We start from the raw sequence: 24132 nt of genomic DNA, 5'->3' as shown, positions 1-24132 counted from the left end.
TAATCGCCTATAGCTTCTTTCCGAAAAAACCAGCAATCAAATATCAAACTGATGCTTCAACACAAATAACACTTTTTTAAATCGAACTCAGGTTATTATTGTTTTTATAAAGTTTTTTGTGTGATTTAAATATGAGCCAAGCTCTAAATTAATAGCTAGACAAAGTGGTGCAGGTGATTAAGTTCTTGGTTAATTTAAAGAACCCTTAACTAACATCGCCATCTCACTTAAGAGTTACGAATTTTAGAGGTTGACAGGTCTATTCAGAGGATCAAATTCATGAGGATATAAAGGTTACGATACTATTACAACTATGACACAAGGTATGAATATGTCCGCATTTTTTAAATAGAATATGTACGAAAGAAGAAAAATGACTGAGAAGGACTGGGAATTATGTAATAATATATTTCATAATTTCTATTCAGAAAATTCAAAAATAACCCTCAAACCAGATAATTGGAAGCTAAAGCTAATTGAAAACCGCTATTTGCTCGAAGAACATAATGTAGTTCCCTTCTTTAATTTGTTAGATTATACTCATAGCCCGGGGTTAATTATTATGCCTATAATGCATGAAAAGGACTATAGAACAAAAAACTTCAGCAGGCACTCATGTATTGAGTTTTTCAATATTCCTAGTATGAAAGAATTTATATCCCTTTCAGATGAAGACCACTTTTCCTATACCGGAGGTATATTGCTTAGTCGCTGCAATAAAATTGCAGCTTTTTGTGAGGTTGACAATAGCATACTTTATCTAGGTTTTGAAAACACAATAGAAGACGAGGTTATAAAAAATTTCCCTGACGATTTGAATAAACCAGATGAAACCGAAAAGTATTAGCTAGGCTGGATTTCGGGGAATGCCAATGTAAGCTCAAAATAGCACCTCATCTTGACAGATTTATTCAGCAGGATTCAAGGAAACAGGCGAGTTAGTCGGTTGGATATTACAATAGTTATACAGGTCAAACGTATCTGCCCTACTGAGCACATATTGTGAAGCTAAGTATCAGGATTTAACTTTGCGTGCATGAATAATTTATAAATAAAACATTTTTGCCGGGAGTGTAACGCGAACTGTGTCAGTCCCAATTACCCAAGTCTCTTAATTTACGAATTTGTTCAAGTGCAGATACGTCAATCTGATCTTTTGGCCTATTAACCACTCTCTTGTTTTGCATTAATTGATTAATGTGCAAAAATGGCACAGTTACGTCTTCAATATCTGCATTGGATGCCATATTTAAGCATTCTTCGAAAGTATAATCGTCTAGTCCTTTCATGTCAATAAGTATATTTAGCCCTAATCCGTTATTTAAATGAAAATCAGTCCAGCTGGGGACAAACTGCATATAATTGATCATAGGATAATCTCCTATTCCGCATTTAATAAAAACTTTACGAAGTTTCTGCCTGTTTTCTACCGTATCATTTAGCCAAATATCTAGATCTCCGGTAAAGCGTTGATAACCATGAAGGTTTGTTGCATTTATTTGCTTATAAATGGTTTGTGTGTAATTAGAGCTTAACTCATCGTTTGATGTATTTTAAATAAACGGGTAGCCATTTCAAACCGTTCTTTATAGCTGCGTTTTAAACCTTCCTTTAAGAGATCCAGTTCCGCTTGATCGAATGTATGATTTACTTTTTCCATGGTATCATTTTGAAGCTCTTTCAAATTTACAAAAAGTGTTAAGGTTTTTGCTTATTGATTCCGTAACTTTTTCAAATTGTTGTCCATTGCAAACATTTTTATTTTGGCATAAAAAAGTGAGGTTATTATTGAAAGCTTGCTAAAAGGAAAATGAAATTAGAACGGTTCAATGTATAACTGGACATCGTTACTGAAGTTCAACAGAGCGTTCCCTTGCAATAATCAGCAATAAAAATATATTTGTGAACAATGAGCAAATCAAAATGAAGCTAATTAAGATTTGGGCACGAAAATGTTGAATATCCAGATGAAGCCTGCAGGACAGGAAGAATGTGATAGCGTTGACAGCCTTTTAAGAATGCGAACAGGAAAAACATCGGACGAAAGATCTGATGGATAGGATATGTGATCCATTAAATCTAATTAATGTGACTAATATTGTTATGATGTTTGTTATATTTGACATATGGAAAGGCTAAGTATTCAAGAAAAAAGAGTAGTCGTAGTTTTTTGGAAAAATAATACAGAGAATCCTTTTGAAGTATTCTCCAATCTAAAGAACTTTTGTTTAAGCTATTCACAGTTTAATTACAACACTATAAGTAATTATTTGAGTAAGGCTAAAGTCGCTTATGAAAATCAGGAAATACGAATAGAACGTAAAAATATTATTTTAAAGCCTAAGCCTAATTCTGAACCCCGAATTAGAAAAATAGCACCTGTACTAAGAAGGGTGATGATGAAAGATGCTAATGATGAACAACATGACCTGAAATATTGGTTGGGCCGGCCGGTAAAAGAGCGTGCTGCAGCTGTTACTTACATCATTTCTCAATCTTTAACAAAGGGACAAAGAATGGATAAAACTAAGCTGGTGAAGAAAGGAATGTACGCATGACGTTAGCCGAAGATTTTGAAGATTTTGTTAAATTGTTAAATCATTATGATGTTGAGTACATGGTTGTGGGAGGTTATGCACTGGCATTTCATGGTAAGCCTCGTCACACAGGTGACCTCGATATTTGGATCAATGTATCTGAAGAAAATGCAATTCGAATGCTCAAAGTTGTTAATGATTTTGGGTTGCAATCTCTTGGGTTCCAAAAGGAGGATTTTTTAACTGAAGGATCAATTAGCCAGATTGGATATCCACCATTACGGATTGATGTGCTGAATACTATTGATGGAGTTAAGTTTAGCGAGGCGATTTTAAATATGGAAAAGGTAGAACTCGAGAATGATCTTGTCATCAACTATATCGGTCTTAATGATCTCGTGAAAAATAAACAAGTCTCCGGCCGTAGTCAGGACATCGCCGATGTTAAGACATTACAAAAGGTAATAAAATCTAAAAAAAGGTAGTTGCCAGATTAATATACTATCAAAAGGATCAGTACAACTTAACAAGTTGACAAGAATTGCTGCGACTATTTAGTATTCTTTTTTTTGCCATTAAATGAAATTTTGTTGCTATCAAAAGAGAATGGCAGCAGGTGCATTGTGCCCGTGCCAGGAGGAGCTGCTTCAGCAGCTAGCCTGTTTATTAACTTTCTTCATTGACTGCAAAAGCTTCTGAAACGTAAATCTACATCTGTCATGGAATCAAGATCGGCCTTTATACCCCTGATACAAAAGTCAATAAATTTCTGATTGTTAAAATTCATACTGATCAGCAGTTGCACCAGCAGGTTCATCTGTAAATTTATATCACCATCCAATAACTCCGTAATTTCCTGCTGCAAGGTTAATAAGTAATTGATTTCCTATACGTATTGCGCTTTCGTTGCGTGGCCTCCATCATTGGATATAGGATAATCTGCTCGAGCTCCGCATCAATCTTTCTGTCTTGGAAACGGTTTGCCAGTTTCCTGTAGTTCATCTTGATAATTTACCTTTTCAGCAAAAAGCAGGTCGGCCAAAAATATGTCCTGCCTGGCGGATTGCGCGTAGGTAGTGTGAATTTCCCGGATTACTTCAACAAGGCAATCTTTAGCTGATGCAAGCAGCTTTTTAGCTTCGGGATCAATAGGTTTCAACTTACAGGCTGCATTGAGCAGACTGATACATATGAATTATTTAACAGACATTCTATTACCAGGTATGATAATAATTTATATGCTGACCATATTCCTACTGGTGGTGCCCATGTAGTAATGAAAGTTCCGGAAGGATATAAGGTTTACGTTAGTGAACGCCAAAAATATAAACTAAATGGCTATTTTAGGAAATAGTTTGTGCGTAATTACAGTTTAATAAACTAATTACCAAGTTCTCGTAATTTACGAATCTGTTCAAGCGCAGATACGTCAATCTGATCTTTAGGCATATTAACCACTCTTTTGTTCTCAATTAATTGATTAATATGAAGAAATGGAATATTTACGTCTTCAATATCTGCAATGGATGCCATATTTAAGCACTCTTCGAAAGTATAATTCTCCAGCCCTTTCATATCAATAAGTATATCCAGCCTTAACCCATTATTTAAATGAAAATCAGTCCAGCCAGGAACAAATTGCATGTAATCGATCATAAGATAATCTCCCATTTCACATTTAATAAAAGTTTTACGAAGTTTCTGCCTGTTTTCCACCGTATCATACAGCCAAATGTCTAAATCTCCGGTAAAGCGCTGATAACGATGAAGGTTTGTGGCATAACCGCCAACCATAATGTATTTAACGCCATACTCTTGAAGCGCTCGCCAAAACTTTAAAATTTCTTCGTCAAAGATGTCCACGAACTATTTGCTTATAAATGGTTTGTGTGTAATTACAGCTTTACTCATCGTTTGATGTATTTTAAATAAACGGGTAGCCATTTCAAACCGTTCTTTATAGCTGCGTTTTAAACCTTCTTTTAAGAGATCCAGTTCCGCTTGATCGAATGTATGATTTACTTTTTGCATAGTATCATTTTGAAGCACTGTCAAATTTACAAAAAAAAAGCGTTAAGGTTTTTGCTTATTGATTCCGTAACTTTTTCAAATTGTTGTTCATTGCAAACATTATTTTTTGCCTAAAATCTCGAGATTATTATTGAAAGCTTGCTAAAAGGAAAAAGAAATTAGAACGGTTCAATATATGACTGGACTTCGTTACGGAAGTTCAACAGAGCGTTCTTTTGAAATAATCTCCAGTAAAAATATATTTGTGAACAATGAGTAAAACAAAAAGTGTAGTCGTAGCCAATGAACTTTAATAGATAAAAGTCTGGAAACTATACGATTACATTTTACCGTTAAGTATATAGCTGGCAGTTTGCCAACTTTTCCGATTACTGTACTGTTAAAGTCAATTTCCCTCATAAATAATGAATTACATATGTATCGATTATATGTTTAAAACATACTTGATACATGTTTAAAACATGGTTGGTACATCCATGGACGAACCAACTATGTACCAACCATGTATCAACTATGTACCAACCATGTACCAACTACCTTAGAATATTATATTAATCGCTAATAGTTTATCGCTAAGAACGCTTATGATGACTATAACCAAAACCCCCAGCAAATGATAGGATTGATTTAAAAGGTGGAAAAATAACGCTTGATAGTCATTTGCGCAAAAAGAGTCTTACTTGTACCTTGGCTTGAGAAATAGATCATGTTAGTTTCACTTTGAAGCGAAAGACAGTATCTTAATTTTTACCATAGAATAAATTAATGCCAATGATAAAGGAAATTCGACTGGTGATAAAGCCGATAGAACACGACCGATGTTTCATAAAAACTATTAATAAAATTAAGCGTATTGCTTTATTGTCTCTGCTTTTCCTAATTGGTAATGTGGCCAATGGACAAACAGATAGTCTAAAGGTTAAGGAATATATTTATAATAGAGTTTATAAGAATATAACGGCTTTCTATATCGGTTATCAACTAGATAGAAAGAAGGATTTGAATGAAAATGGATTTCTTGAGCAAGGCATGGATAGTTATTTTTTTGACTAAGCCTTACCCAATCATGGATATAAGTTAGAGATGCAAATCAACGAGCTTGATTTTAAATATCCAATAAGTGGTTATATTGTTTATCAAGTAAAACTCGATGGGTTAAGATTTACAAGTGAATCTTATGGAAAGAATAAATCAGCTCAAGTATTTGATGGTCCATTTGATGCCCCACCCTCAAATTATTACTTATTGTGCGTTAACCCTCTAAATGAAATCAAGTTTGTAAGTGGAAACTATTTCGTTAATGATATTACTAAAGATTTTAGATTGGATAATGCGGACCCTAAATCCTATCTCTTGTATTTGAAATTTAGAACATTCACTTATAAAACTAGAGAGATAGCCTTCCTAAAAAGGCAGAAGAACTTGCTGTACTTTTCAGCTTTTTCTGAAGAATTAAATCGTAAAATTAGTATTAAGTTAAACACTACAACTCCTGGTATTCTGAAATTAGGTTTATTGAAATAATTGACAACGTTTTATTAAAGCAAACCCGACGAAAGTGGGTTTTGCTATATTTATGACGACTAGTGGATGAACCACACCAGATGGTCCCCTTTCGCCAAATTTAAACTGACCCCTTTTGCCCTTTGAAATCAAGTTGTTATCTTGGGTTTTGAAATTGGCGGCGAGGGGTCAGTTGGTTTGGATTGTGCAGCTGGGGCATTAAATTTTAATCAAGTAAGAAAGGCCTTATATACCAAAAATTAAATCTAGTTGTGGAAATGTTATTTCATTATGATTCTAATGTAAGCTAACTCAACAGTTTTGGATAAGATTACCTGTTTAAACGAATTGACTAATGAAAAACAATAAACTCATTTCAGTATTATTGATCTCTTTAATTTTTATTATTGCCAATAGTTTTGAGAATTCAACTCAGGCGCAATCAATCGATAAAAAGCAGACTGTGATCGAAAAGGCAATCCAAAACTATGTCAATAAAAGCAGGATATTCGATAAAGCGAAGGTATTTCGTGTTTCTATTGAAGATAGCTTGTTTAGACTTGGGTTAAACAATGCACCAGATAGTGATGGAATCTATAGATATCATGCAGTGAAATTATTTGAAGGAATTTTTGTTGGAATTACGGTACAAGATAACCAGTTCCCGATGAGTAAATTAGGCCTGGCTTACAATCAAGGTAAACTACCATCTAGGTATATGGAAATTCAAAATAAACTTTTCATTTGGTCTGATTTGAATTATCCCCTGACTGACAAAACATTGAATATTTTACAAAAATATAATTTGGTCTTTGATAGTAAAGGTGGTATGTTTACTGTACCTGAAATTTTCGACACAAAATCGTATAAGGGCGTTTATTATTACTTTTGTCGTAACGATTTAACAAAATTTAAACGCATTATCAGTTCTAATGCTTATGAATTTCAGGATTTCCCAAAGCTGAAGTGTGAAAATTAATATGGTGACGAGGGATTAAAGAATGATATTCATCCCAGCAATTCCTTGTCAGACATTTTGAAATCGTCGTTAAAGATTACTTTTGTTTTTCCCTCCAAAATACCCAAATACCTTGTTGCCAAACTCATACTTCTTATGCTCCTTGCCTTTGGAGATGCATAGTGTATCGGGCTCATGTAGCGAGTATATTTTATTTTTACTACTCCGGGTCTGGACAAGTACCTGTTTGAAGAATAGGATTGTTTTTTGGTGTATTGAATCTGGCGATAGGGTACGTTCCAGTTCCCGGACCAATCTGCCTGCAATGGCCTTTACTTTCTTGTCCGCCTTTCTTGCCTTGGATTTGTTCTTGGGATGGTTGCGGAAGCGTTGGGCAATACTGAGTTTTTTTAGCGTACGGGTGTAACGCTGGCGGATCGGTAATTGTTCATCCTGTACGATTTTCAGTGTCTTGTCAATGATCTTTTTATGCAATTTAGCATCCGTTGGAAACGTAATATTTTTCTCCTGAACCGTTGTACCGGTATTAACGTCCTAGTCATTACTGTCATCACCATTGATTCGGATGCTTTCTTTAAAGATCAGTTCAATACCTGACTCCCCGATTCGCTTGCGGAAATGGACCAATTCTGAAGCCTCGCAAGGCGCTGAAGCAACGAACTCTTGAAAACCACAAAAATATTGGTAATACAAATTCTCAGACCATTGTTCTACCACGCTCTCATCAGAGATGTTGCGAATATGCTTTAAGATCAACAGGCCCACCATCAAACGGATTGGCTTGGCCGGACGTCCGTTATGCAAAAAATATAGCGGGTGTTTGGAATTAAGGGCATCTCATAATGAGAAGAAAAAACTGGATTGGTTTGATGTCTTTTGCTTTGCTAGCATGCCGTTCAATTTGCAAGGTTTCTATCGTAAAAATACAGAATCCGGTAGATAAAAGCAAGAAAATATTAACTTAAATTACTGATTAATAATGAATTATGTGATTTTTAGGGCTAGGCTAATTATAACCAGCCACAAGTATGGGCGTTACCAAGTCGCCAATCTGGAAGATTTGAAAGGTGCTTTGAACAAATACCATTCCTTGAAATAACAATAATAAATATATTTGTACCAAGAGCAATACCATAGTCGTTTCCGAAGAAATCATCATTAATAAAATATACCTAGTTAGAGGTCATAAAGTAATGCTTGATAGGGATCTTGCAGAAATTACGGAGTGAAAACCCGTGTACTGAACCAGGCTATAAAACGGAATGAAAAACGCTTTGCGAGCGACTTTATGTTCAAGATGACCAATGAGGAACTAACGGATTGGAAATCACAGAATGTGATATCCAATAAAGAAAAGATGGGTTTAAGGAAGCCACCGAATGTTTTTACTGAACAGGGCGTGGCGATGTTGTCAAGTGTGCTCAACAGCGAAACAGCCATAGATGTAAATATACAGATTATCAGAACTTTTACCCGTATCAGGCAGATGCTGAGCGAGCATACCGAACTCCGGTTGGAAGTAGAAGGGACAAAGTTACACCATTGTATGGTATTGAACACACCTTTCCTGTACATAGAGTTGTAGGCCCCAGATTTCCGCTGATTAAATTAAGAAACTTGCAAAGAAGTACCCTTCTCTCAAAACACAATTTTCAATCCTGTTGGACGGCCTTGCATAAGATCTTAGGCAAGGGACATCGATTGGAAACGAATGTTATAAAATTCGACTGGCAATCGCCTCCAAAGGAAAGAGCAAATCTGGAGGACAGAATTATTACTTTCCGTTTACGGTTTCAATAATCCCATAAGATTTACTGATCCTGATAGAAAGTGGCTGGACAGCGACCCTGGTGCTCTTTCATTAACACCCCGCTTGTCCAAATCAGGTCGAAAATATCTATATTTTAGTTAATGGAAGGGGGCAAAATCAAAATGTTTATGATTTTGATTCCTTGGGGATACAAGTTTGGACGTGGAGAAAAAAAGTTATCTCTATTTTTTGTTCTAAATATTATTGGCTAGAGACTTACGAAGATTTGTGGCTTCAGATTTGGATATCAATAAAAAAGATGAGCTTTTAGCTAATCCCCTTTACGCTCCTTATCATAAGGCCCACTTTACATACTTTACCGTCTTGGACCTGACGAAGCAAATAAATCGGAAAAGAAAGACTACATAAAAGGCAAACCAAGTTATTAGTTAGGGTTTATGGAAGACACAATTTATTCGGTAGTGATTTTATTAGGGCTAGCAGTGATGTGTAGCTGTAAAATCACAAGTAATGACAACTAGCGGTGCTGATGCAGCTATACATAATGCAATTCAGCACATGACTAAATTCAGCAGGTTCCACAAACGTGGAGCTGTAATCTCGATTTCGATTATGTTTAAAACATCGTTGGTACATCTCGAGCATCCTCAGTCTGCCAAAGGATCGTCGTGCGGAAAAGACTTTATTTCATTCCAATATATTTTCTTCCAAGCTTGTAATTTTACGTTTATTGTTACTACACGTGCTAACCTGTTTTTTTATTATTACATTACCGTGTGATAAATAGATGCCATGGTTTACCAGGTTAAAACAATTGTTAATCATCTTATGAAAGCAAAAATTTTAGTCCTTTTACTTTTACTATTTGCAAAAAAACATAAATGCGCAGAATTCAGAGATCGCAGTAGAATACTATATCTACAATAGAGTTTACAAAAATATCGCTGGCTTCTATTCTTATTCCAAAGCAAAAAAAAATCTGGACGAAAATGGACTTCTATCATCAAGAGGGATTTTTGATTTTTTTGACATCATCATGCCTGATTTTGGTTACAAAATGGATATGAAAATTGAAAAGGTGGATTGGCATTATCCAGTGAAAGGCTACACGTTATTTAAGATTGAGATGCCCGGTCTGCGTTATAAATATCATACTGGTAAATTTGAAGATAAAGATTATGCATTTAGTCTTGATAAAAATGGTCCCGCCGATTTGCCCGGTGAATTTTACCTGATTGCAATAAATGGCAGAAGAGAAATAAAATATATCAGCGGACTTTTTTTTACTGAAGATATTGCCGAAGATTTCGACTTAAATCCAGTAAAGCCGGAAAGCTATTTCGATTATCTAAAGTACATTACTTACAGCACCCAAACAGAAGATCTGAAATTTATTAAGAAAAAAGCAAAACTACTGCTTTTCGAAGCATTCTCTCAACTGTATTCGAAAAAAGTTTGGATCAGCATCAATGTCAACAAGCCCGCTGAGATAAGTCTTTCGGTTGTTGGAAATAAATAACTTAGGGTAGAAAATCAATAATTATCGCAAATGCGGACTAAAAAAGATTAGCAGCAGGTGTAATTGTAATTAAAAAGCAAAATGAAATGGAACGGTTATTAATCCGTAGTATTCTATTTTTGATAATTAGTATTGTATTGATTTCTTGTAAATTTCATGTTCTAAAAAATCCGGGACCTCAGGTAAGTTGGTCGGTTGCTCAGGCTAAAGAGAATAATACTTTTATTTGTAGTTATAGGATAAAAGATTCAACTCTCAATGGAGTAAAGATAGAGGCCATTTTTGCAGAGCGGATTTTTCCATGGTATCATTTTAAAGCTATGTGAATTTACAAAGGTGTTAAGTTTTTGCTATTGACTGGCAAAGTGTTATATTCATACTCGGCGATAAACGTGCTCAATAATAAATTCATGAGAAAGATAACATGCGTAATCGTTCTTATGCTTATTTCATATATATCTAAAAGCGATATATTAGATACAACCATTAACTTAAGTGGTTACTATGTGATAAGGTATAAGAAAGCAGAAATTATTAATTTATACAAGCAAGAAGTTAGAAAACAGCGGGGTGAATCGTTTACAATGTTAACGGATTTAGAGACTGATACGTTCTTTATCCCATTCGAGATTGGTGACAAAAAACTGGCAAGCTTAGAAAATTTTCTCAGCCAAATTAAAAACTATAGTGGGTTCAGGCAGGATACTATTTTTTATATTCCAACAACGAACCGTGTGCAGGAAAATCTTAATAAATTAAGCAAAAAGCACATCGATATTTCAGAGGCTTTGTGTCTTTTTAGAGACATAAGGACTTCGTCTCCATATTTTGAAATTACAGGTTCGGATAAATTTTTATATAAATGTGTTTATTTTAGGGGCGAAGCTCAAGTTTCTCCAGTAGAAAACACTTCCGAAAACCGGTTTAAATTAGATATTGATTTTGATGCCGTTAATATGAAGTCTGCGAAAATTTGGACAATTTTTATAACAAAGGTGATCAGTTACAACCCTTGTACATTTAATAAAGGCCTAACCCCATGGTTCCCTTATATATCAAAATAAGAAGCTAGCTTTATAGTGGATTCAACGTTATTCATAAGTAAACTGGTATCGATAAGTTGGAATGCTAAATGGAATGCAGATGCTGAGAATTATTTTCAGACGAATTTAAGGAACTACACATTTTCTCATTCAAATGGCAGACGAAAAATTGAGTTCATTTTTTTCATACCAATAGTTTGAATTTGCAATCATTCAATATAAGTATAACTTAATTAACACCTTTTAAAAGAGAATCTCTCCACATTCTTTTGCATTTCGTATAAATTTTAACACTTTAGATGTATAAATTAGACGATCTAAAAGGGGAGCAAATTATATTTAAAGATTTTCATGGAAGAAATTACAGATCCAAATACAGACAATAACTCAATTATAAATAAACAGGATGCAGTTGATGAGGTAATTCAGCACTTAAATAATCCGGTTACCGACTTAAAACCAATTGCTAAAAAATACCTTAGTACGGTACAAAAAGTTATTGCAGATGGCAATAGGTTCTATTTTGGCGATGATAGTGCAAGGGTAGAAATAAGGGTAGTGAGCGACGAGATTATCCGTGTTCGCTTAGCACCGCACAGTGTTTTTTTGGACGACTTTTCTTATGCGGTGCCGGTTGTAGATCAAAAGGTAACCACATTTAGGTGTGAGGACCTGGAAGATCATTATGCTGTTTCTACCAATACCATCACCTGTAAGGTGAGAAAAAGCGATTTCCATATCTCTTTTGTAGAGAACCAAAGTCAAATGGTAATGAGCGAAGATGCTGTACCAATGCACTGGGAAGAGAATGTAGAGTTTGGAGGTTATTATGTTTATGCAACCAAAAAATGCCAAACTGAAGAGAACTTCTTTGGCCTTGGTGATAAGTCTGGTAACATGAACCTTAGGGGTCGTCATTTTCAGAACTGGAATACCGATGCGTATTCTTTTGGCTGGGATCAGGATCCGCTATATCGTACCATTCCTTTCTACATTGGGGTACATGATAAAGCGGCTTATGGTATATTTTTCGACAATACCTTCCGCTCTTATTTCGATTTCGGAAAGGAAGATAATGAAAAGACGAGTTTCTGGGCAGATGGGGGCGAACTGCAATACTACTACATTCATGGTCCGCATATCATGGACGTGGTAAAAAGATATCAAACATTAACAGGTACACACCCAATGCCACCAAAATGGGCTTTGGGTTACCATCAGTGTCGCTGGAGCTATTACCCTGAAAAGAAGGTGAAAGAAATAGCTGAGGGTTTCAGGTCCCGTAATATTCCATGTGATGCCATTTATCTGGACATCGATTATATGGACGGTTACCGTTGCTTTACCTGGAACAAAACGCATTTTCCTGATCCGAGACGTATGATTAAAGAACTGGCAAATGATGGCTTCAAAACCGTAGTAATGATTGATCCAGGGATTAAAGTGGACGACAATTACTGGGTATTTAAAGAAGGTAAGGAAAACAATTTCTTTTGTCGCCGTAGCGACGATTATTTTATGGAAGGTCATGTATGGCCAGGCAGGTGCCAGTTTCCGGATTTCACCAATCCTGCAGTTAGGGAATGGTGGGGTAACCTGTACAAGGAACTGGTTGATATGGGTGTAGCCGGTGTTTGGAATGATATGAATGAGCCCGCTGTGTTTGGCTCGGGCACATTCCCTAATGATGTAAGGCATAACTATGATGGCTTTAGGGGTTCGCACCGTAAAGCACATAATATATACGGGATGCAAATGGTGCGTTCTACTTACGACGGTCTTAAAAAATTGATGCGCAATAAGCGTCCTTTTACCATAACCCGTGCAGGGTATTCTGGTATGCAACGTTATGGTTGCGTGTGGACCGGTGATAATGTGGCTACATGGGAGCATTTAAAATTGGGGAACATCCAATGCCAGCGCATGTCTATTTCTGGTGTTCCGTTTGTTGGAACTGATATTGGTGGCTTTAGTGGTGAGCCGGATGCAGAATTATTTACCAGGTGGATCCAGCTGGGAACTTTCTCTCCATTTATGCGCGCACACTCTGCAGGTGATACTGCTGAAAGAGAGCCATGGAGTTTTGGTGAACCTTACACCAGCATCAACAGAACCTATATTGAGTTAAGGTATCGGTTAATGCCTTATTTGTACTCTGTATTCTGGGAACACCACCGTTATGGTTTCCCTATTTTAAGGCCCCTGGTGATGTTGGAGCAGGAAAACCTAAGCAATAACTTCCGCCAGGATGAATTTACTTTTGGCGATAAGATTTTGGTTTGTCCGGTATTGGAACAGGGAGCGGTGTCGAGAACGGTCTATCTGCCAAAAGGCATGTGGTATAATTTCTGGACGCATGACCTGCTTATTGGCGAAAGTGAGCACAATATAGCCGCAGAGTTAGATCATATGCCATTGTTTGTAAGGGCAGGTTCTGTTATTCCTGAGTATCCTGTGATGCAGTATGTAGGCGAGAAAGATGTGGATGAGGTGATGCTTAATGTTTATTTTGCAGATTATGAGGTGAACTCATTCCTTTTCGAAGATCACGGCGATACCTTTGCTTATGAGCAAGATATTTACTCTGAAAAGAAATTTAGCGTAAAGGGTACGGATAGCAACCTGGTTATAGAACAAAGCACAACAGGTTTGTATACACCTAATTATGAGCTTTACAATTATAATGTAGTGGGTGTGCCTTTTAAGGTTAGTAAAATTACAGTTGATGACAAAGAAGTGAAGGATTTTACGTTAGATGAGCGTAACTGTGTTCGCTTTAAATCAAATAAGAATTTCACCATAATTAAATTATACAATTAATGGGAGTACTCGCCTTTAGCTTATTGACCGATTTTGATGTCGCATTGTTTATTTCAGGTAAGCATTTCAGGCTGTATGAAAAGTTAGGTGCTCATCTGATTAAGGTAGATAAAACTGCCGGTACTTATTTTGCCGTTTGGGCACCAAATGCGCAGGAAGTTAGGGTAATTGGCGATTTTAACAATTGGGACAAATCTGCCCACTACCTGAATAGAAGAGAGGACGAATCTGGTATTTGGGAAGGGTTTATTGCGGGTGTTACAAAGGGTGATGTTTACAAATACGCAATTAAAGGTTTTCATGGTGATGAGCTGGAAAAAGGTGATCCTTTTGGAAAGCGTTGGGAGCATCCTCCAAGAACTGCTTCTATAGTTTGGGATAATGAATATACCTGGAAGGATAAATCCTGGTTAAATAAACGTCCTAAATTAAATGCCCTCAATCAGCCATTGTCTGTTTACGAACTGCACCTGGGCTCCTGGCAACGTGATCCAAGTGAGCCTAAGCGTGTGCTTACTTATAAGGAAATTGCAGTCAGTCTGGTACCTTATATCCTGGATATGGGTTTTACGCATGTGGAGTTTATGCCATTAATGGAATATCCATATTATCCTTCATGGGGATATCAGATCACCGGATATTTTGCGGCCAGCTCCAGGCATGGTACTCCTCAGGAATTGATGTACCTGATTGAGGAACTGCATAAAAATAATATTGGGGTAATTATGGATTGGGTGCCTTCTCACTTTCCGGGGGATGCGCACGGTCTTTATAATTTTGATGGCACGCACCTGTACGAGCATGCGGATATGAGAAAGGGTTTTCACCCCGATTGGAAATCTTATATTTTTAACTACGATAGGAATGAGGTACGCTCTTTCCTGATCAGCAACGCACTGTATTGGTTTGATCAATTTCATGTGGATGGTTTACGGGTGGATGCAGTTGCTTCTATGCTCTATTTTGATTTTTCAAGAACTCCTGAGGAGTCGGGTACAAACGAGTTCGGCGGTAGTGAGAACCTGGGAGCAGTACAGTTTCTGAAGGACATGAATGCTGCTGTTTACGCCAATTACGAGGGCGTACATACCATTGCTGAAGAAAGCAGTACATATCCGGGTGTTACGCATCCGGTGCATGCAGGCGGACTGGGCTTTGGGATGAAATGGATGATGGGCTGGATGAATGATACGCTAAAGTATTTTAAGAATGATCCCATCAATAGGAAGCACCACCACCATCAGCTAACTTTTAGCATTACTTATGCTTTTAGTGAGAATTTTATGCTGCCTTTTTCTCATGATGAGGTGGTTCATGGTAAATCTTCCATGATCTATAAAATGCCTGGGGATGAATGGCAAAAGTTCGCCAATCTGCGCGTGCTGTATGCTTATATGTTTACACAGCCAGGCACCAAGTTGTTGTTTATGGGTAATGAGTTTGCACAAACCCACGAATGGGATTTTAAAAATTCGCTGGACTGGCACCTGCTGAAGCACCCACCTCATTTAGGAATGCAGAAAACGGTACGTGCCATAAATAAACTTTACAGAGCTGAACCCGCGCTTTATGAGCACAGTTTTTCTCCGGAAGGTTTTGAGTGGATCAATGCGGATGATACGCAAAGATCTGTCTATATCTATATCCGAAAAGGGAAAAAGGCTAAGGATACCTTAATTGTGATATTAAATCTTACGCCTGTTTTATGGGATAATTACCTGGTAGGTCTGCCGTTTAAAGCCAAATGGAAAGAAATATTTAATACGGATGCGACTGAGTTCTTTGGTAGCGGAATAGCGAATACAGAGGTTTTAATGCCTATGGAAGAGGAATGCATGGGTAGGGAATATTCTATTTCGTTAAATATCCCGCCTTTGAGCGCCGTAGTTTTAAAATCCGTAAAGTAATAAAGATAATTGAGCCAAATAAAAGTGCAGCCAGCAAGTAATAAGAGGGAAGGGATATCAGTAAAGTCTTATATCAAATATTTAAGCATTGCTGCTGTACTGATTATTGGTATCATGGTGTGGGCACCGTGGTCTGGCAGTTTATATGAAAAGTACCGCATCAGCAAAGAAATGTCTGTTGCTGAACGTGGTGCTGCTCAACAAAATAACATTGCGGCGGGTGCCGTGCTTTACAACAAAGGAGATTTTGAGGGTGCCAGAAAAATATTGCAGGCAGAATATATGTTGAATCCTCAAAATCCGCTGTTGTCCTATTATTTCTCTATCACGTTAATAGAAACCTCGCAGGCTTATGAGGCGAGGACAGTTCTTGTAAATCTTTTCAATGGCAATTCTGTTTTTAAATATGATGCAGCCTATTTTATTGGGTTGAGCTTTGTTAAAGAGGGAAACAATGTGGAAGCCGTTAAATGGCTCCATAAAATTCCACAGGGAACGGCCAATTATCCGCAATCACAAGAGTTGATCAGTAAACTAAAATAGCGCGAACTCTTTCTGTTATTGATAAGTTAGGGCAAAGGAAGAGAACATGGCCTGCTGATCTGGGCTGCCTTTAAAGTTTAAACCCACCCTCGGACTTCTATCCCATTGCGGCAGAAATTGATAGGAGTAATCTTTTTCAGCTTTTAATTCCATCCATTTACCCGGCTCCTGGCTATAGTAAACTTTGCAGGTTAGGTCTGGACGTGCTACCAGTTTTAAATGGACTGGTTTTGTGGCTGAGAATAGTGATTCAGTTGCGATTACTTCCCGTTTATTGTCTTTAACCACCCAGTATTCCACTTTATTTCCTGCAACGCCAAGGCCCATTGCCATGTTGGCATCACCATAAAAAGCGAGTCCTTTAAGTGCAGTATTGTGATTGGTAACTGTAGTGGTCATTTCAAAACTGGTAGCAACTGGTCGTAATGTTAATACAATCCCTGCACTATTTCCTGTCTTGATAGCACCTGATAGGATTAAGCTGCCATTGCTTTGTTTAATAACAGGATCTGAATTGCGAAAATCCCACTGCCAGGCCAGGTCAACTTTTTTTCCATCAAAGGTATCCTTAAAGTTTGGACTGGAATTAATAGTGGTAGCCAGTACTCCGGGTTTCAACACCGGCCATCCAGTTTGGTTGTTCCAGTTTAGCTCTGCTAACATACCTTGCCTGCCGGTAAAAACATCACTTTTTTTATTGTAAGAATGGTAAAGATAATAGGTTTTTCCGGCTGGTGTATTTACAAAAGTACCATGCCCGGGACATTTCCAATCTTGAGTTTCTGCCAGAATAGGATTGTTTTGATAGTTTTCAAAAGGAGCCGTTAAAGATTTAGACCTCGCTACCCTTACGTTATAATCACATTGTAGTCCGCAGCAATTACCGGCAGAATAGAATAGGTAGAAATAATCACCCTGTTTCAAAATGCTTTGTCCTTCCAGTCCTATACCTTTTTCATCTTTCAAGAGGGAGAAAGTTTCACCCTCTAACTTCAGTCCGTCTGCCGAAAGTTTACTTCCTAAAATTTCAATAGGTCGTTTGTCAAGTCCGTATGCTTTAAAAGTGATATAGAGTTGGCCATTGTCATTGTAAACAAATGCATCTATGGCTTCCTTACCATGCTCAATAATTACACCATGGTCTTTAAAGCCTTTGTCTGGATAGGGGGATGTTGCTACTCCGATGTAGGATACCCCGTCTTTTTTCCTTCTGGCGGTATAATAGATAAAATATATTCCTTTATTAAAATAATATTCAGGAGCCCAGAAAGAACCTGATGTCCACTCCGGTGCTTTGTCAAATACATATCCGGTCTGTTTCCAGTCGGTCAAATTAGTAGAGGTATAGATAGGAAAATGCGGCGCCCACTCTGATGAGGTGCCTACTGCGAAATATTGATTTCCTTTTCTAATGATGGAAGGATCTGCAAAATCTCCGGCAATAACCGCTTTTTGCTGCTGAGCTATGGAAGGCGAAATGGCTGGCAAAAAGGCAGCAAGAAATAACAGGTATTTGAAAAGTGATCTCATTTTAATTCTTTTGATGGCGGCAAGATAGGAAAAAGTGGATTTAAAGTCATATCCCTTCCAGTGAAATCGGTTTAATACAATTAGGCAGCAATTTTGATCACCCTTAGCAATACATGAAAAAACAATTGAGTAATACGCCGTATTCTGTATTGGATCTTGCCACCGTTATACAAGGTAAAACACCTGCAGATACATTTAAAAACAGTTTAGATTTAGCAAGACACGTTGAAGGTTGGGGATTTACCCGGTATTGGCTGGCTGAACACCACAACATGATCAGCGTAGCCAGTTCTGCCACATCGGTGGTTATCGGACATATTGCTGCTGGAACCAAAACTTTAAGAGTTGGATCTGGTGGGATTATATTGCCTAACCATTCGCCATTGGTGATAGCAGAACAATTTGGTACACTGGCTTCGTTGTTTCCAAACAGGATAGATTTGGGCTTGGGCAGGGCTCCCGGTACAGATCAGGTGACTGCAATGGCCATCCGTGGTGAGCGCTTTAGTGCAGCGAATGATTTCCCTAAAGATGTGCTGAAATTGCAACAGTATTTTTCTGCGGCAAACAGCACCAGCAGCGTAAGGGCAATACCCGGAGAAGGACTGGATATTCCAATTTGGATATTGGGCTCCAGTACGGATAGTGCACACCTGGCTGCTGCTTTAGGATTACCTTATGCATTTGCAAGTCATTTTGCGCCGGCTCAATTTTTAACGGCAATAGATATTTACAGGAAAAACTTTAAACCATCAGCGCAGCTGGATAAGCCGTATGTGCTGTCTTGTATTAACGTTGTTGCTGCGGATACCGATGTAGAGGCCAATAAGCTGGCTACCTCTCTTTTCCAGTTGTTTAGAGGGATTGTTACCGGTAAGCGCCAACTGTTGCAACCACCTGTTGATGATATGAATGATGTTTGGGATGTTTATGAAGAAGCGCAGGCCAATCAAATGTTAGCTTGTACATTTATTGGCAACAAGGAAACCCTGGCACAGGATCTTCGAAGTTTTATAGATCAAACCCAGGTAGATGAGGTGATGGCTACTTCGCACATCTTTGACCATCAGGCTAGATTGCGTTCTTATGAGCTTTTTTCAGAAGTGTTTGCCAAGAATTAGTTTTTTTATACGGATTGTTTATAATTGAAGTATTTTTGATGCATTATGAATACTAAACAAGCCTATAATATTTGGGCCGCACAATACGATACGAACGACAATAAGACGAGAGATCTGGAAGGGTTGGCTCTTAAGTTATCACTGGCCAGTATTTCCTTTAATAAAGTTTTGGAGATTGGATGCGGAACCGGAAAAAATACAGAATGGTTGATAGATAAAGCGGTACAGATTACTGCAGTGGATCTTTCCGATCAGATGCTGGCACGAGCTAAAGATAAATTTACTTCCAACAAGGTACAATTTAAGCAGGCAGATATCACCCATAAATGGAACTTTAGAGATGGATTATATGACCTTTTAACCTTTAGCCTAATTCTGGAACATATAGAAAATCTCGATTATGTATTTAATGAGGTTGGCAAATCTTTAAATGCAGGCGGCTATGTTTACATCGGGGAGCTTCATCCATTTATGCAATATAGCGGTACAAAAGCAAGATTTGATGTTGCCGGGGGCGAACAGCAGGTAGTGGAAAGTTTTAATCACAATGTTTCTGATTTCATTAACGCAGGCAAAAAACACGGACTAACACTGGTAGGATTGGAAGAGTATTTTGACGACAATGATCGAAGTCAAATCCCAAGGATTTTAACGATATTGCTTAAAAAGTCTTAAACCATTCAAATCCATTTATGAAAGCATTTGTTCTAATTTTATTAACCCTATCCGTTTTTTCTCCATTAAAGAAAGTCATGGCTCAAACTGAAAAGAAGCATCAACCTGTAGTATTAAACCACATTGCGGTTTATGTGGCAGATTTGAAAATAGCTACTGATTTCTATAAAACAGTATTTGGTCTGGAACAAATACCTGAGCCATTTAAAGACGATAGGCATACCTGGTTTACATTGGGACCGGCTGGTCAGCTACATTTGATACAGGGTGCTAAAACTGGGCTGGTGTACGACAAAAATGGACACCTCTGTTTTAGCGTTCCTTCAGTAGACGCTTTCGTAAAAAATTTGAACACCCTTAAAATCAATTTTGAAGATTGGCCGGGTAAAGCAAATACCGTCACCACGAGAGTAGATGGCGTTAAACAAATATACTTTAAGGACCCAGACGGACATTGGTTAGAAGTGAATGACGCAAAATAACGGTAATATTAGTCATGCCCATGCTGATCACGACCATGATGACCATGACCACGATCATGGCGGTGGAGAAGGATGGATTGGTCATTGGCCACTAATTACTGCTCTTGTCATTTTGCTGCTCATGCAGGTTCTTGAACATGGGTTTAAGATTAAAATGGCGCTTCCAATTAATCTGTCCATTTACATTGCCGCTTATTTGCTTGCCGGATTCCAAGTTTTGAATCTCGCTTTTAAAAAAGCACTCCATTTAGATTTTTTTAATGAGTTCTTTTTAATGAGTGTGGCTACCATTGGAGCATTTGCTATAGGCTCATTTAGCGAAGGTGTAGCAGTAATGGTATTTTACTCCATAGGAGAGTGGTTCCAGGATTCAGCAGTAGATAAAGCCAAAAGAAGCATAAAAGCATTGCTTGATGTACGGCCGGATCGTGTTGAAGTGATCAGGGATGGAAAGATAACGGAGGTTAGTCCATCGGAGGTTCAGCTGGAAGAGATCATTCAAGTGAAACCAGGAGAGAAAGTAGCGCTGGATGGAGTGTTAAACTCTGATTCTGCAACTTTTAACACTGCAGCACTTACCGGAGAAAGCAGACCCGATAAAAAGGAGAAGGGGCAGCCAGTTTTTGCAGGAATGATCAATTTAAATCAGTTAGCTGAAGTTAAAGTGACCTCATTATTTAAAGACAGTAAATTAAGCAGAATCCTGGAAATGGTACAAGATGCAACCGCCAGAAAATCACAGACACACCTGTTTATTTCTCGTTTCGCACGAATCTACACACCAATTGTTTTCTTTCTTGCTGTACTTGTTGTCGGACTCCCATATTTTTTTGTAAACGATTATCAATTTAAAGAATGGGTATATAGAGGCTTGGTATTCCTGGTCATCAGCTGTCCGTGTGCATTGGTAGTTTCTATCCCCCTGGGCTATTTTGGAGGAATAGGCCTGGCTTCTAAAAATGGGATATTATTTAAAGGATCTAACTTTTTAGACGTCATGACAAAGATCAATACCGTTGTGATGGATAAAACAGGTACGCTTACTAAAGGTGTTTTTAATGTTCAGGAAGTGGTTGCCACAGAGGATGCGCGCGATGAATTGTTGCGTTATGCGGCCGCTCTCGAATCCAAATCTACCCATCCAATTGCTACAGCTATAAAATCCTATGCAAAGGATTTTGAACACCTGAGCGTTACGGACGCGGAAGAAATTGCAGGACATGGCTTAAAAGGAAATGTGGAGGGTAGGTTAGTCCTGACCGGTAATGCAAAGTTGCTCAGTAAGTTCAATATTGATTATGATAAGAAAATAGAGGAGATAGAAGATACTATAGTTGTTGTTGCTATTGAAGGAAAGTATGCAGGCTACATTCTTATTGCAGATGAGCTTAAAGAAGATGCAATTGATGCCATAAAAGGCATCAATGCCCTTAATATTCAAACGGTGATGCTAAGCGGCGACAAACAGGCGGTGGTAACTAAAATAGCTAAGGAGCTTGGGATTGACAAAGCATACGGCGCGCTATTGCCTGAAGATAAAGTTAAAAAGTTAGAAGAGCTTAAAGCGCAAGGAAGGATCATCGCATTTATGGGCGATGGAGTGAATGATGCACCAGTGGTGGCGCTTGCAGATGCTGGTATTGCTATGGGTGGACTTGGTAGCGATGCGACCATTGAAACAGCTGATATTGTGATTCAGAATGACCAACCAGGAAAGCTGCTTACCGCCATTAAAATTGGAAGGATAACCAGACAAATTGTTTGGCAAAATATAGCATTGGCTATGGCTGTTAAAATAGTTGTTTTAGCTTTAGGTGCTGGTGGTATTGCTACATTATGGGAAGCTGTAATAGCGGATGTAGGGGTAGCTTTACTCGCCATATTAAATGCCGTAAGAATTCAAAATATGAAATTATTAAAAAAGCCGGCTTGATTAAAACCAGCTCTTTTAATATAATAAATATGGTTATTTAAATGTTGAAATATCCACTACTTTATCGTTACCATCTTTGTTAATCTTTTGAAGGAAAGCAATGTTATTTACATTAACCCATTTATAGTTGTTTTGTATAAAAAGGGCTATCTGCTCTGATGTTATACCCGCTTGTTGAGGCAGTACTACATTTAAAGCTTCATTAGTAGCATAATGAACTTGATAAAGGCTGGTTTTGGTTAAGAATACCAGCGTTTGCTTATCGTGAGATAATATAAAGTAGTCACCTTGTATGCGTTCTTCTGGTTTCTGTCTCTTGAGCATATACGCCTTAGCATTTACGTTGGTGATAAAGAAGTCGTTATTGATTAAGTAACCAGACTTTGCAACTTTAATCATTCCCTTGGTAAATTCTTTATCGTTTGGACCTGATGATGCACGGTATAAACTTACTACATCAATTTTATTTTCATTCAAGTTAATGATGTAACATGGCGCAGCTAAACCAGATTTGTCTGCAATTTGGACAAGGATAGAAGTTTTTTGGGTGTTCACGTATTGTGCGAAAGAAAACTTATTAGCAACAGCAGCCTTGTCAGACGGGTTAGTCTGGATGGTAATCAACGTGTCTCTAAATTTTACACTAAATTCTCCCTCTGCATTTTTATCTTCTGCAAGTCGCTCGTCAGTACCAAACTTAACAATGAACAAAGCATCGCCTTCCTGGTAGGTGTTGAAACGTTCAGTATCATTTAATACTCTTGGAACGTAAACAGATTCATTTTTGCCTTTGCAGCTGGCGAAGAGGATGGCTACTGCGAATACATAGATTAATTTTCTCATTGAATTTTATATTTGATTTAGGGGTGTATATTTTATTAGGTTAATTTCTTTCAAAGTTAAATGATGTGGCGACATATCCAAAACTATTATATACCGTATTTAATTTGTTGCAAGCGTATTTTTGTCTTCCATAAGAAAAAGAATGCCCTTGCGATTTGTTTTCCAGACATAGTTTTCATGAATGTGCATGAATATCCCCGCCTGTCTTGCATCAACCTTTAAGGGTAATGTGAGCGATTCTTCTGTTGGGTAATTTACCTGGTACAAGGAAGAAGTTTGCAGGAATACAAGAGTTGATTTGTCTGCCGAGCTCATCACATATTGCCCCTGTATTGGCTCATCGGCATTTTGACGTTTTAAAAAGTAGACTTTTGCATTGACAAAGCCGATTAGGAATTCATTGTTGATTAGAAACCCCTCGCTACCCAGATCTATTAATCCTATATATTTTTTATCCCCGGGAGATGCTGATAGACGGGTTAATTCTGAAATGTTGAGTTGGTGGTTTTTTAATGCGATGAGGTAAAATTTTGCTTTTAAGCCTAAACTATCCGCAACCTGTGCTAACAGACAAGTTTTTTGGGTATTCATAAATTTACCACGAATGAATTTGCCGTTAAATGCTGCCGGATTGTTTTTGTCGGTTTGAATACGCACAATAGTATCACCAAACTTGATCTGGTACCATGCTTTAGGATTTGCTCCATATTGATTTCCGTCCTTTTCTGTCTTTGGATTGAACGTTATAGTGCTGTCGTTTTCGGCAGGATAATCGTTAAAAGTTTCCCCTTCACTGATCATTCTGGTAGGATATGTTTTTTCAATTTCCTTTTCAGTACAGCTTAATAATAAAAAAGAAATGATAAAAAGGTAAATGATCTTCCTCATGGAAAAT

General features: G+C 37.7%; 26 protein-coding genes and 1 pseudogene. 17 read left to right on the top strand and 10 right to left on the bottom strand.

Annotated features, from left to right (window positions below; translation table 11 throughout):
* The first annotated feature begins 355 nt into the window (after positions 1-355).
* A complete protein-coding gene (locus tag ACVWYN_RS08255; protein WP_457288363.1) occupies positions 356-847 on the top strand; it encodes a hypothetical protein in 492 nt (163 codons plus the stop codon).
* Between the two features lie 241 nt (positions 848-1088).
* On the opposite strand, the gene ACVWYN_RS08250 is transcribed toward ACVWYN_RS08255, so the two are convergent.
* Complete coding sequence (locus tag ACVWYN_RS08250) at positions 1089-1358, bottom strand: hypothetical protein (protein WP_457288362.1); 270 nt, start codon at positions 1356-1358, stop codon at positions 1089-1091.
* 173 nt (positions 1359-1531) lie between these two features.
* The gene (locus ACVWYN_RS08245) at positions 1532-1684 is read right to left on the bottom strand and encodes a hypothetical protein (protein WP_457288361.1); all 153 of its coding nucleotides are present in this window, start codon (positions 1682-1684) and stop codon (positions 1532-1534) included.
* Positions 1685-2126: 442 nt separating this feature from the next.
* Here ACVWYN_RS08245 and ACVWYN_RS08240 point away from each other — a divergent pair, with 442 nt between their 5' ends.
* Together ACVWYN_RS08240 and ACVWYN_RS08235 are read left to right on the top strand one after the other, a co-directional pair.
* Complete coding sequence (locus tag ACVWYN_RS08240) at positions 2127-2558, top strand: hypothetical protein (protein WP_457288360.1); 432 nt, start codon at positions 2127-2129, stop codon at positions 2556-2558.
* Entirely contained in the window at positions 2555-3022 is a 468-nt protein-coding gene (locus ACVWYN_RS08235) for a nucleotidyltransferase (protein ID WP_457288359.1), read from the top strand. The genes ACVWYN_RS08240 and ACVWYN_RS08235 overlap by 4 nt, the downstream gene beginning before the upstream one ends.
* Before the next feature lie 191 nt (positions 3023-3213).
* On the opposite strand, the gene ACVWYN_RS08230 is transcribed toward ACVWYN_RS08235, so the two are convergent.
* The 4 genes from ACVWYN_RS08230 to ACVWYN_RS08215 form a co-directional block, all read right to left on the bottom strand.
* The gene (locus tag ACVWYN_RS08230; RefSeq protein ID WP_457288358.1) at positions 3214-3402 is read right to left on the bottom strand and encodes a hypothetical protein; all 189 of its coding nucleotides are present in this window, start codon (positions 3400-3402) and stop codon (positions 3214-3216) included.
* A gap of 90 nt (positions 3403-3492) precedes the next feature.
* Positions 3493-3696: a hypothetical protein gene (locus ACVWYN_RS08225; RefSeq protein WP_457288357.1), complete on the bottom strand. Its 204-nt coding sequence runs from the start codon at positions 3694-3696 to the stop codon at positions 3493-3495.
* Between the two features lie 221 nt (positions 3697-3917).
* Complete coding sequence (locus ACVWYN_RS08220; protein WP_457288356.1) at positions 3918-4400, bottom strand: hypothetical protein; 483 nt, start codon at positions 4398-4400, stop codon at positions 3918-3920.
* Between the two features lie 3 nt (positions 4401-4403).
* Entirely contained in the window at positions 4404-4568 is a 165-nt protein-coding gene (locus tag ACVWYN_RS08215) for a hypothetical protein (RefSeq protein WP_457288355.1), read from the bottom strand.
* 771 nt (positions 4569-5339) lie between these two features.
* Here ACVWYN_RS08215 and ACVWYN_RS08210 point away from each other — a divergent pair.
* The 3 genes from ACVWYN_RS08210 (at position 5340) to ACVWYN_RS08200 (ending at position 7050) form a co-directional block, all read left to right on the top strand.
* Positions 5340-5621: a hypothetical protein gene (locus ACVWYN_RS08210; protein ID WP_457288354.1), complete on the top strand. Its 282-nt coding sequence runs from the start codon at positions 5340-5342 to the stop codon at positions 5619-5621.
* Between the two features lie 30 nt (positions 5622-5651).
* A complete protein-coding gene (locus ACVWYN_RS08205) occupies positions 5652-6092 on the top strand; it encodes a hypothetical protein (RefSeq protein WP_457288353.1) in 441 nt (146 codons plus the stop codon).
* 334 nt (positions 6093-6426) lie between these two features.
* The gene (locus ACVWYN_RS08200; RefSeq protein WP_457288352.1) at positions 6427-7050 is read left to right on the top strand and encodes a hypothetical protein; all 624 of its coding nucleotides are present in this window, start codon (positions 6427-6429) and stop codon (positions 7048-7050) included.
* A gap of 108 nt (positions 7051-7158) precedes the next feature.
* Here ACVWYN_RS08200 and ACVWYN_RS08195 read toward each other — a convergent pair.
* A pseudogene (locus ACVWYN_RS08195) lies at positions 7159-7941 on the bottom strand (IS5 family transposase); the annotation flags it as partial.
* A gap of 334 nt (positions 7942-8275) precedes the next feature.
* Between ACVWYN_RS08195 and ACVWYN_RS08190 the strand changes: the two are divergent.
* The 7 genes from ACVWYN_RS08190 to ACVWYN_RS08160 all read left to right on the top strand — a co-directional run bounded on the left by ACVWYN_RS08190 (position 8276) and on the right by ACVWYN_RS08160 (position 16653).
* Positions 8276-8635, top strand: coding sequence for an ORF6N domain-containing protein (locus ACVWYN_RS08190; RefSeq protein ID WP_457288351.1), 360 nt, complete (start codon positions 8276-8278; stop codon positions 8633-8635).
* Positions 8636-9331: 696 nt separating this feature from the next.
* Positions 9332-9601 carry a hypothetical protein gene (locus ACVWYN_RS08185; RefSeq protein WP_457288350.1) on the top strand — a complete coding sequence of 90 codons (270 nt, stop codon included), beginning with the start codon at positions 9332-9334 and terminating at the stop codon, positions 9599-9601.
* A gap of 85 nt (positions 9602-9686) precedes the next feature.
* The gene (locus tag ACVWYN_RS08180; RefSeq protein ID WP_457288349.1) at positions 9687-10340 is read left to right on the top strand and encodes a hypothetical protein; all 654 of its coding nucleotides are present in this window, start codon (positions 9687-9689) and stop codon (positions 10338-10340) included.
* A 410-nt stretch (positions 10341-10750) separates the two neighbouring features.
* On the top strand, positions 10751-11404 hold the full coding sequence (locus ACVWYN_RS08175; protein WP_457288348.1) for a hypothetical protein: 654 nt from the start codon (positions 10751-10753) through the stop codon (positions 11402-11404).
* A 330-nt stretch (positions 11405-11734) separates the two neighbouring features.
* On the top strand, positions 11735-14203 hold the full coding sequence (locus tag ACVWYN_RS08170; RefSeq protein WP_457288347.1) for a glycoside hydrolase family 31 protein: 2469 nt from the start codon (positions 11735-11737) through the stop codon (positions 14201-14203).
* The gene (gene glgB / locus ACVWYN_RS08165) at positions 14203-16110 is read left to right on the top strand and encodes a 1,4-alpha-glucan branching protein GlgB (protein ID WP_457288346.1); all 1908 of its coding nucleotides are present in this window, start codon (positions 14203-14205) and stop codon (positions 16108-16110) included. The genes ACVWYN_RS08170 and glgB overlap by 1 nt, the downstream gene beginning before the upstream one ends.
* A 9-nt stretch (positions 16111-16119) precedes the next feature.
* Positions 16120-16653 carry a hypothetical protein gene (locus ACVWYN_RS08160; protein ID WP_457288345.1) on the top strand — a complete coding sequence of 178 codons (534 nt, stop codon included), beginning with the start codon at positions 16120-16122 and terminating at the stop codon, positions 16651-16653.
* 15 nt (positions 16654-16668) lie between these two features.
* Here ACVWYN_RS08160 and ACVWYN_RS08155 read toward each other — a convergent pair whose 3' ends face one another.
* A complete protein-coding gene (locus tag ACVWYN_RS08155; protein WP_457288344.1) occupies positions 16669-18183 on the bottom strand; it encodes a family 43 glycosylhydrolase in 1515 nt (504 codons plus the stop codon).
* A gap of 113 nt (positions 18184-18296) precedes the next feature.
* On the opposite strand from ACVWYN_RS08155, the gene ACVWYN_RS08150 reads away from it, so the two are divergent.
* From ACVWYN_RS08150 to ACVWYN_RS08135, 4 genes are read left to right on the top strand one after another with little or no spacing between them, the layout of a single operon-like run.
* Positions 18297-19304, top strand: coding sequence for an LLM class flavin-dependent oxidoreductase (locus tag ACVWYN_RS08150; RefSeq protein ID WP_457288343.1), 1008 nt, complete (start codon positions 18297-18299; stop codon positions 19302-19304).
* A 45-nt stretch (positions 19305-19349) separates the two neighbouring features.
* A complete protein-coding gene (locus ACVWYN_RS08145) occupies positions 19350-19979 on the top strand; it encodes a class I SAM-dependent DNA methyltransferase (RefSeq protein WP_457288342.1) in 630 nt (209 codons plus the stop codon).
* A 17-nt stretch (positions 19980-19996) separates the two neighbouring features.
* Positions 19997-20461 carry a VOC family protein gene (locus tag ACVWYN_RS08140; protein ID WP_457288341.1) on the top strand — a complete coding sequence of 155 codons (465 nt, stop codon included), beginning with the start codon at positions 19997-19999 and terminating at the stop codon, positions 20459-20461.
* Entirely contained in the window at positions 20448-22394 is a 1947-nt protein-coding gene (locus ACVWYN_RS08135) for a heavy metal translocating P-type ATPase (RefSeq protein ID WP_457288340.1), read from the top strand. Before ACVWYN_RS08140 ends, ACVWYN_RS08135 begins: the two co-directional genes overlap by 14 nt.
* 33 nt (positions 22395-22427) lie before the next feature.
* On the opposite strand, the gene ACVWYN_RS08130 is transcribed toward ACVWYN_RS08135, so the two are convergent.
* Together ACVWYN_RS08130 and ACVWYN_RS08125 are read right to left on the bottom strand one after the other, a co-directional pair.
* Complete coding sequence (locus ACVWYN_RS08130; RefSeq protein WP_457288339.1) at positions 22428-23237, bottom strand: hypothetical protein; 810 nt, start codon at positions 23235-23237, stop codon at positions 22428-22430.
* A 99-nt stretch (positions 23238-23336) separates the two neighbouring features.
* Positions 23337-24125: a hypothetical protein gene (locus ACVWYN_RS08125; RefSeq protein WP_457288338.1), complete on the bottom strand. Its 789-nt coding sequence runs from the start codon at positions 24123-24125 to the stop codon at positions 23337-23339.
* Positions 24126-24132 lie beyond the last annotated feature (7 nt).

It is taken from the genome of Pedobacter sp. UYP24 (assembly GCF_054057295.1).
This window is presented reverse-complemented; position numbering and strand designations above follow the sequence as displayed.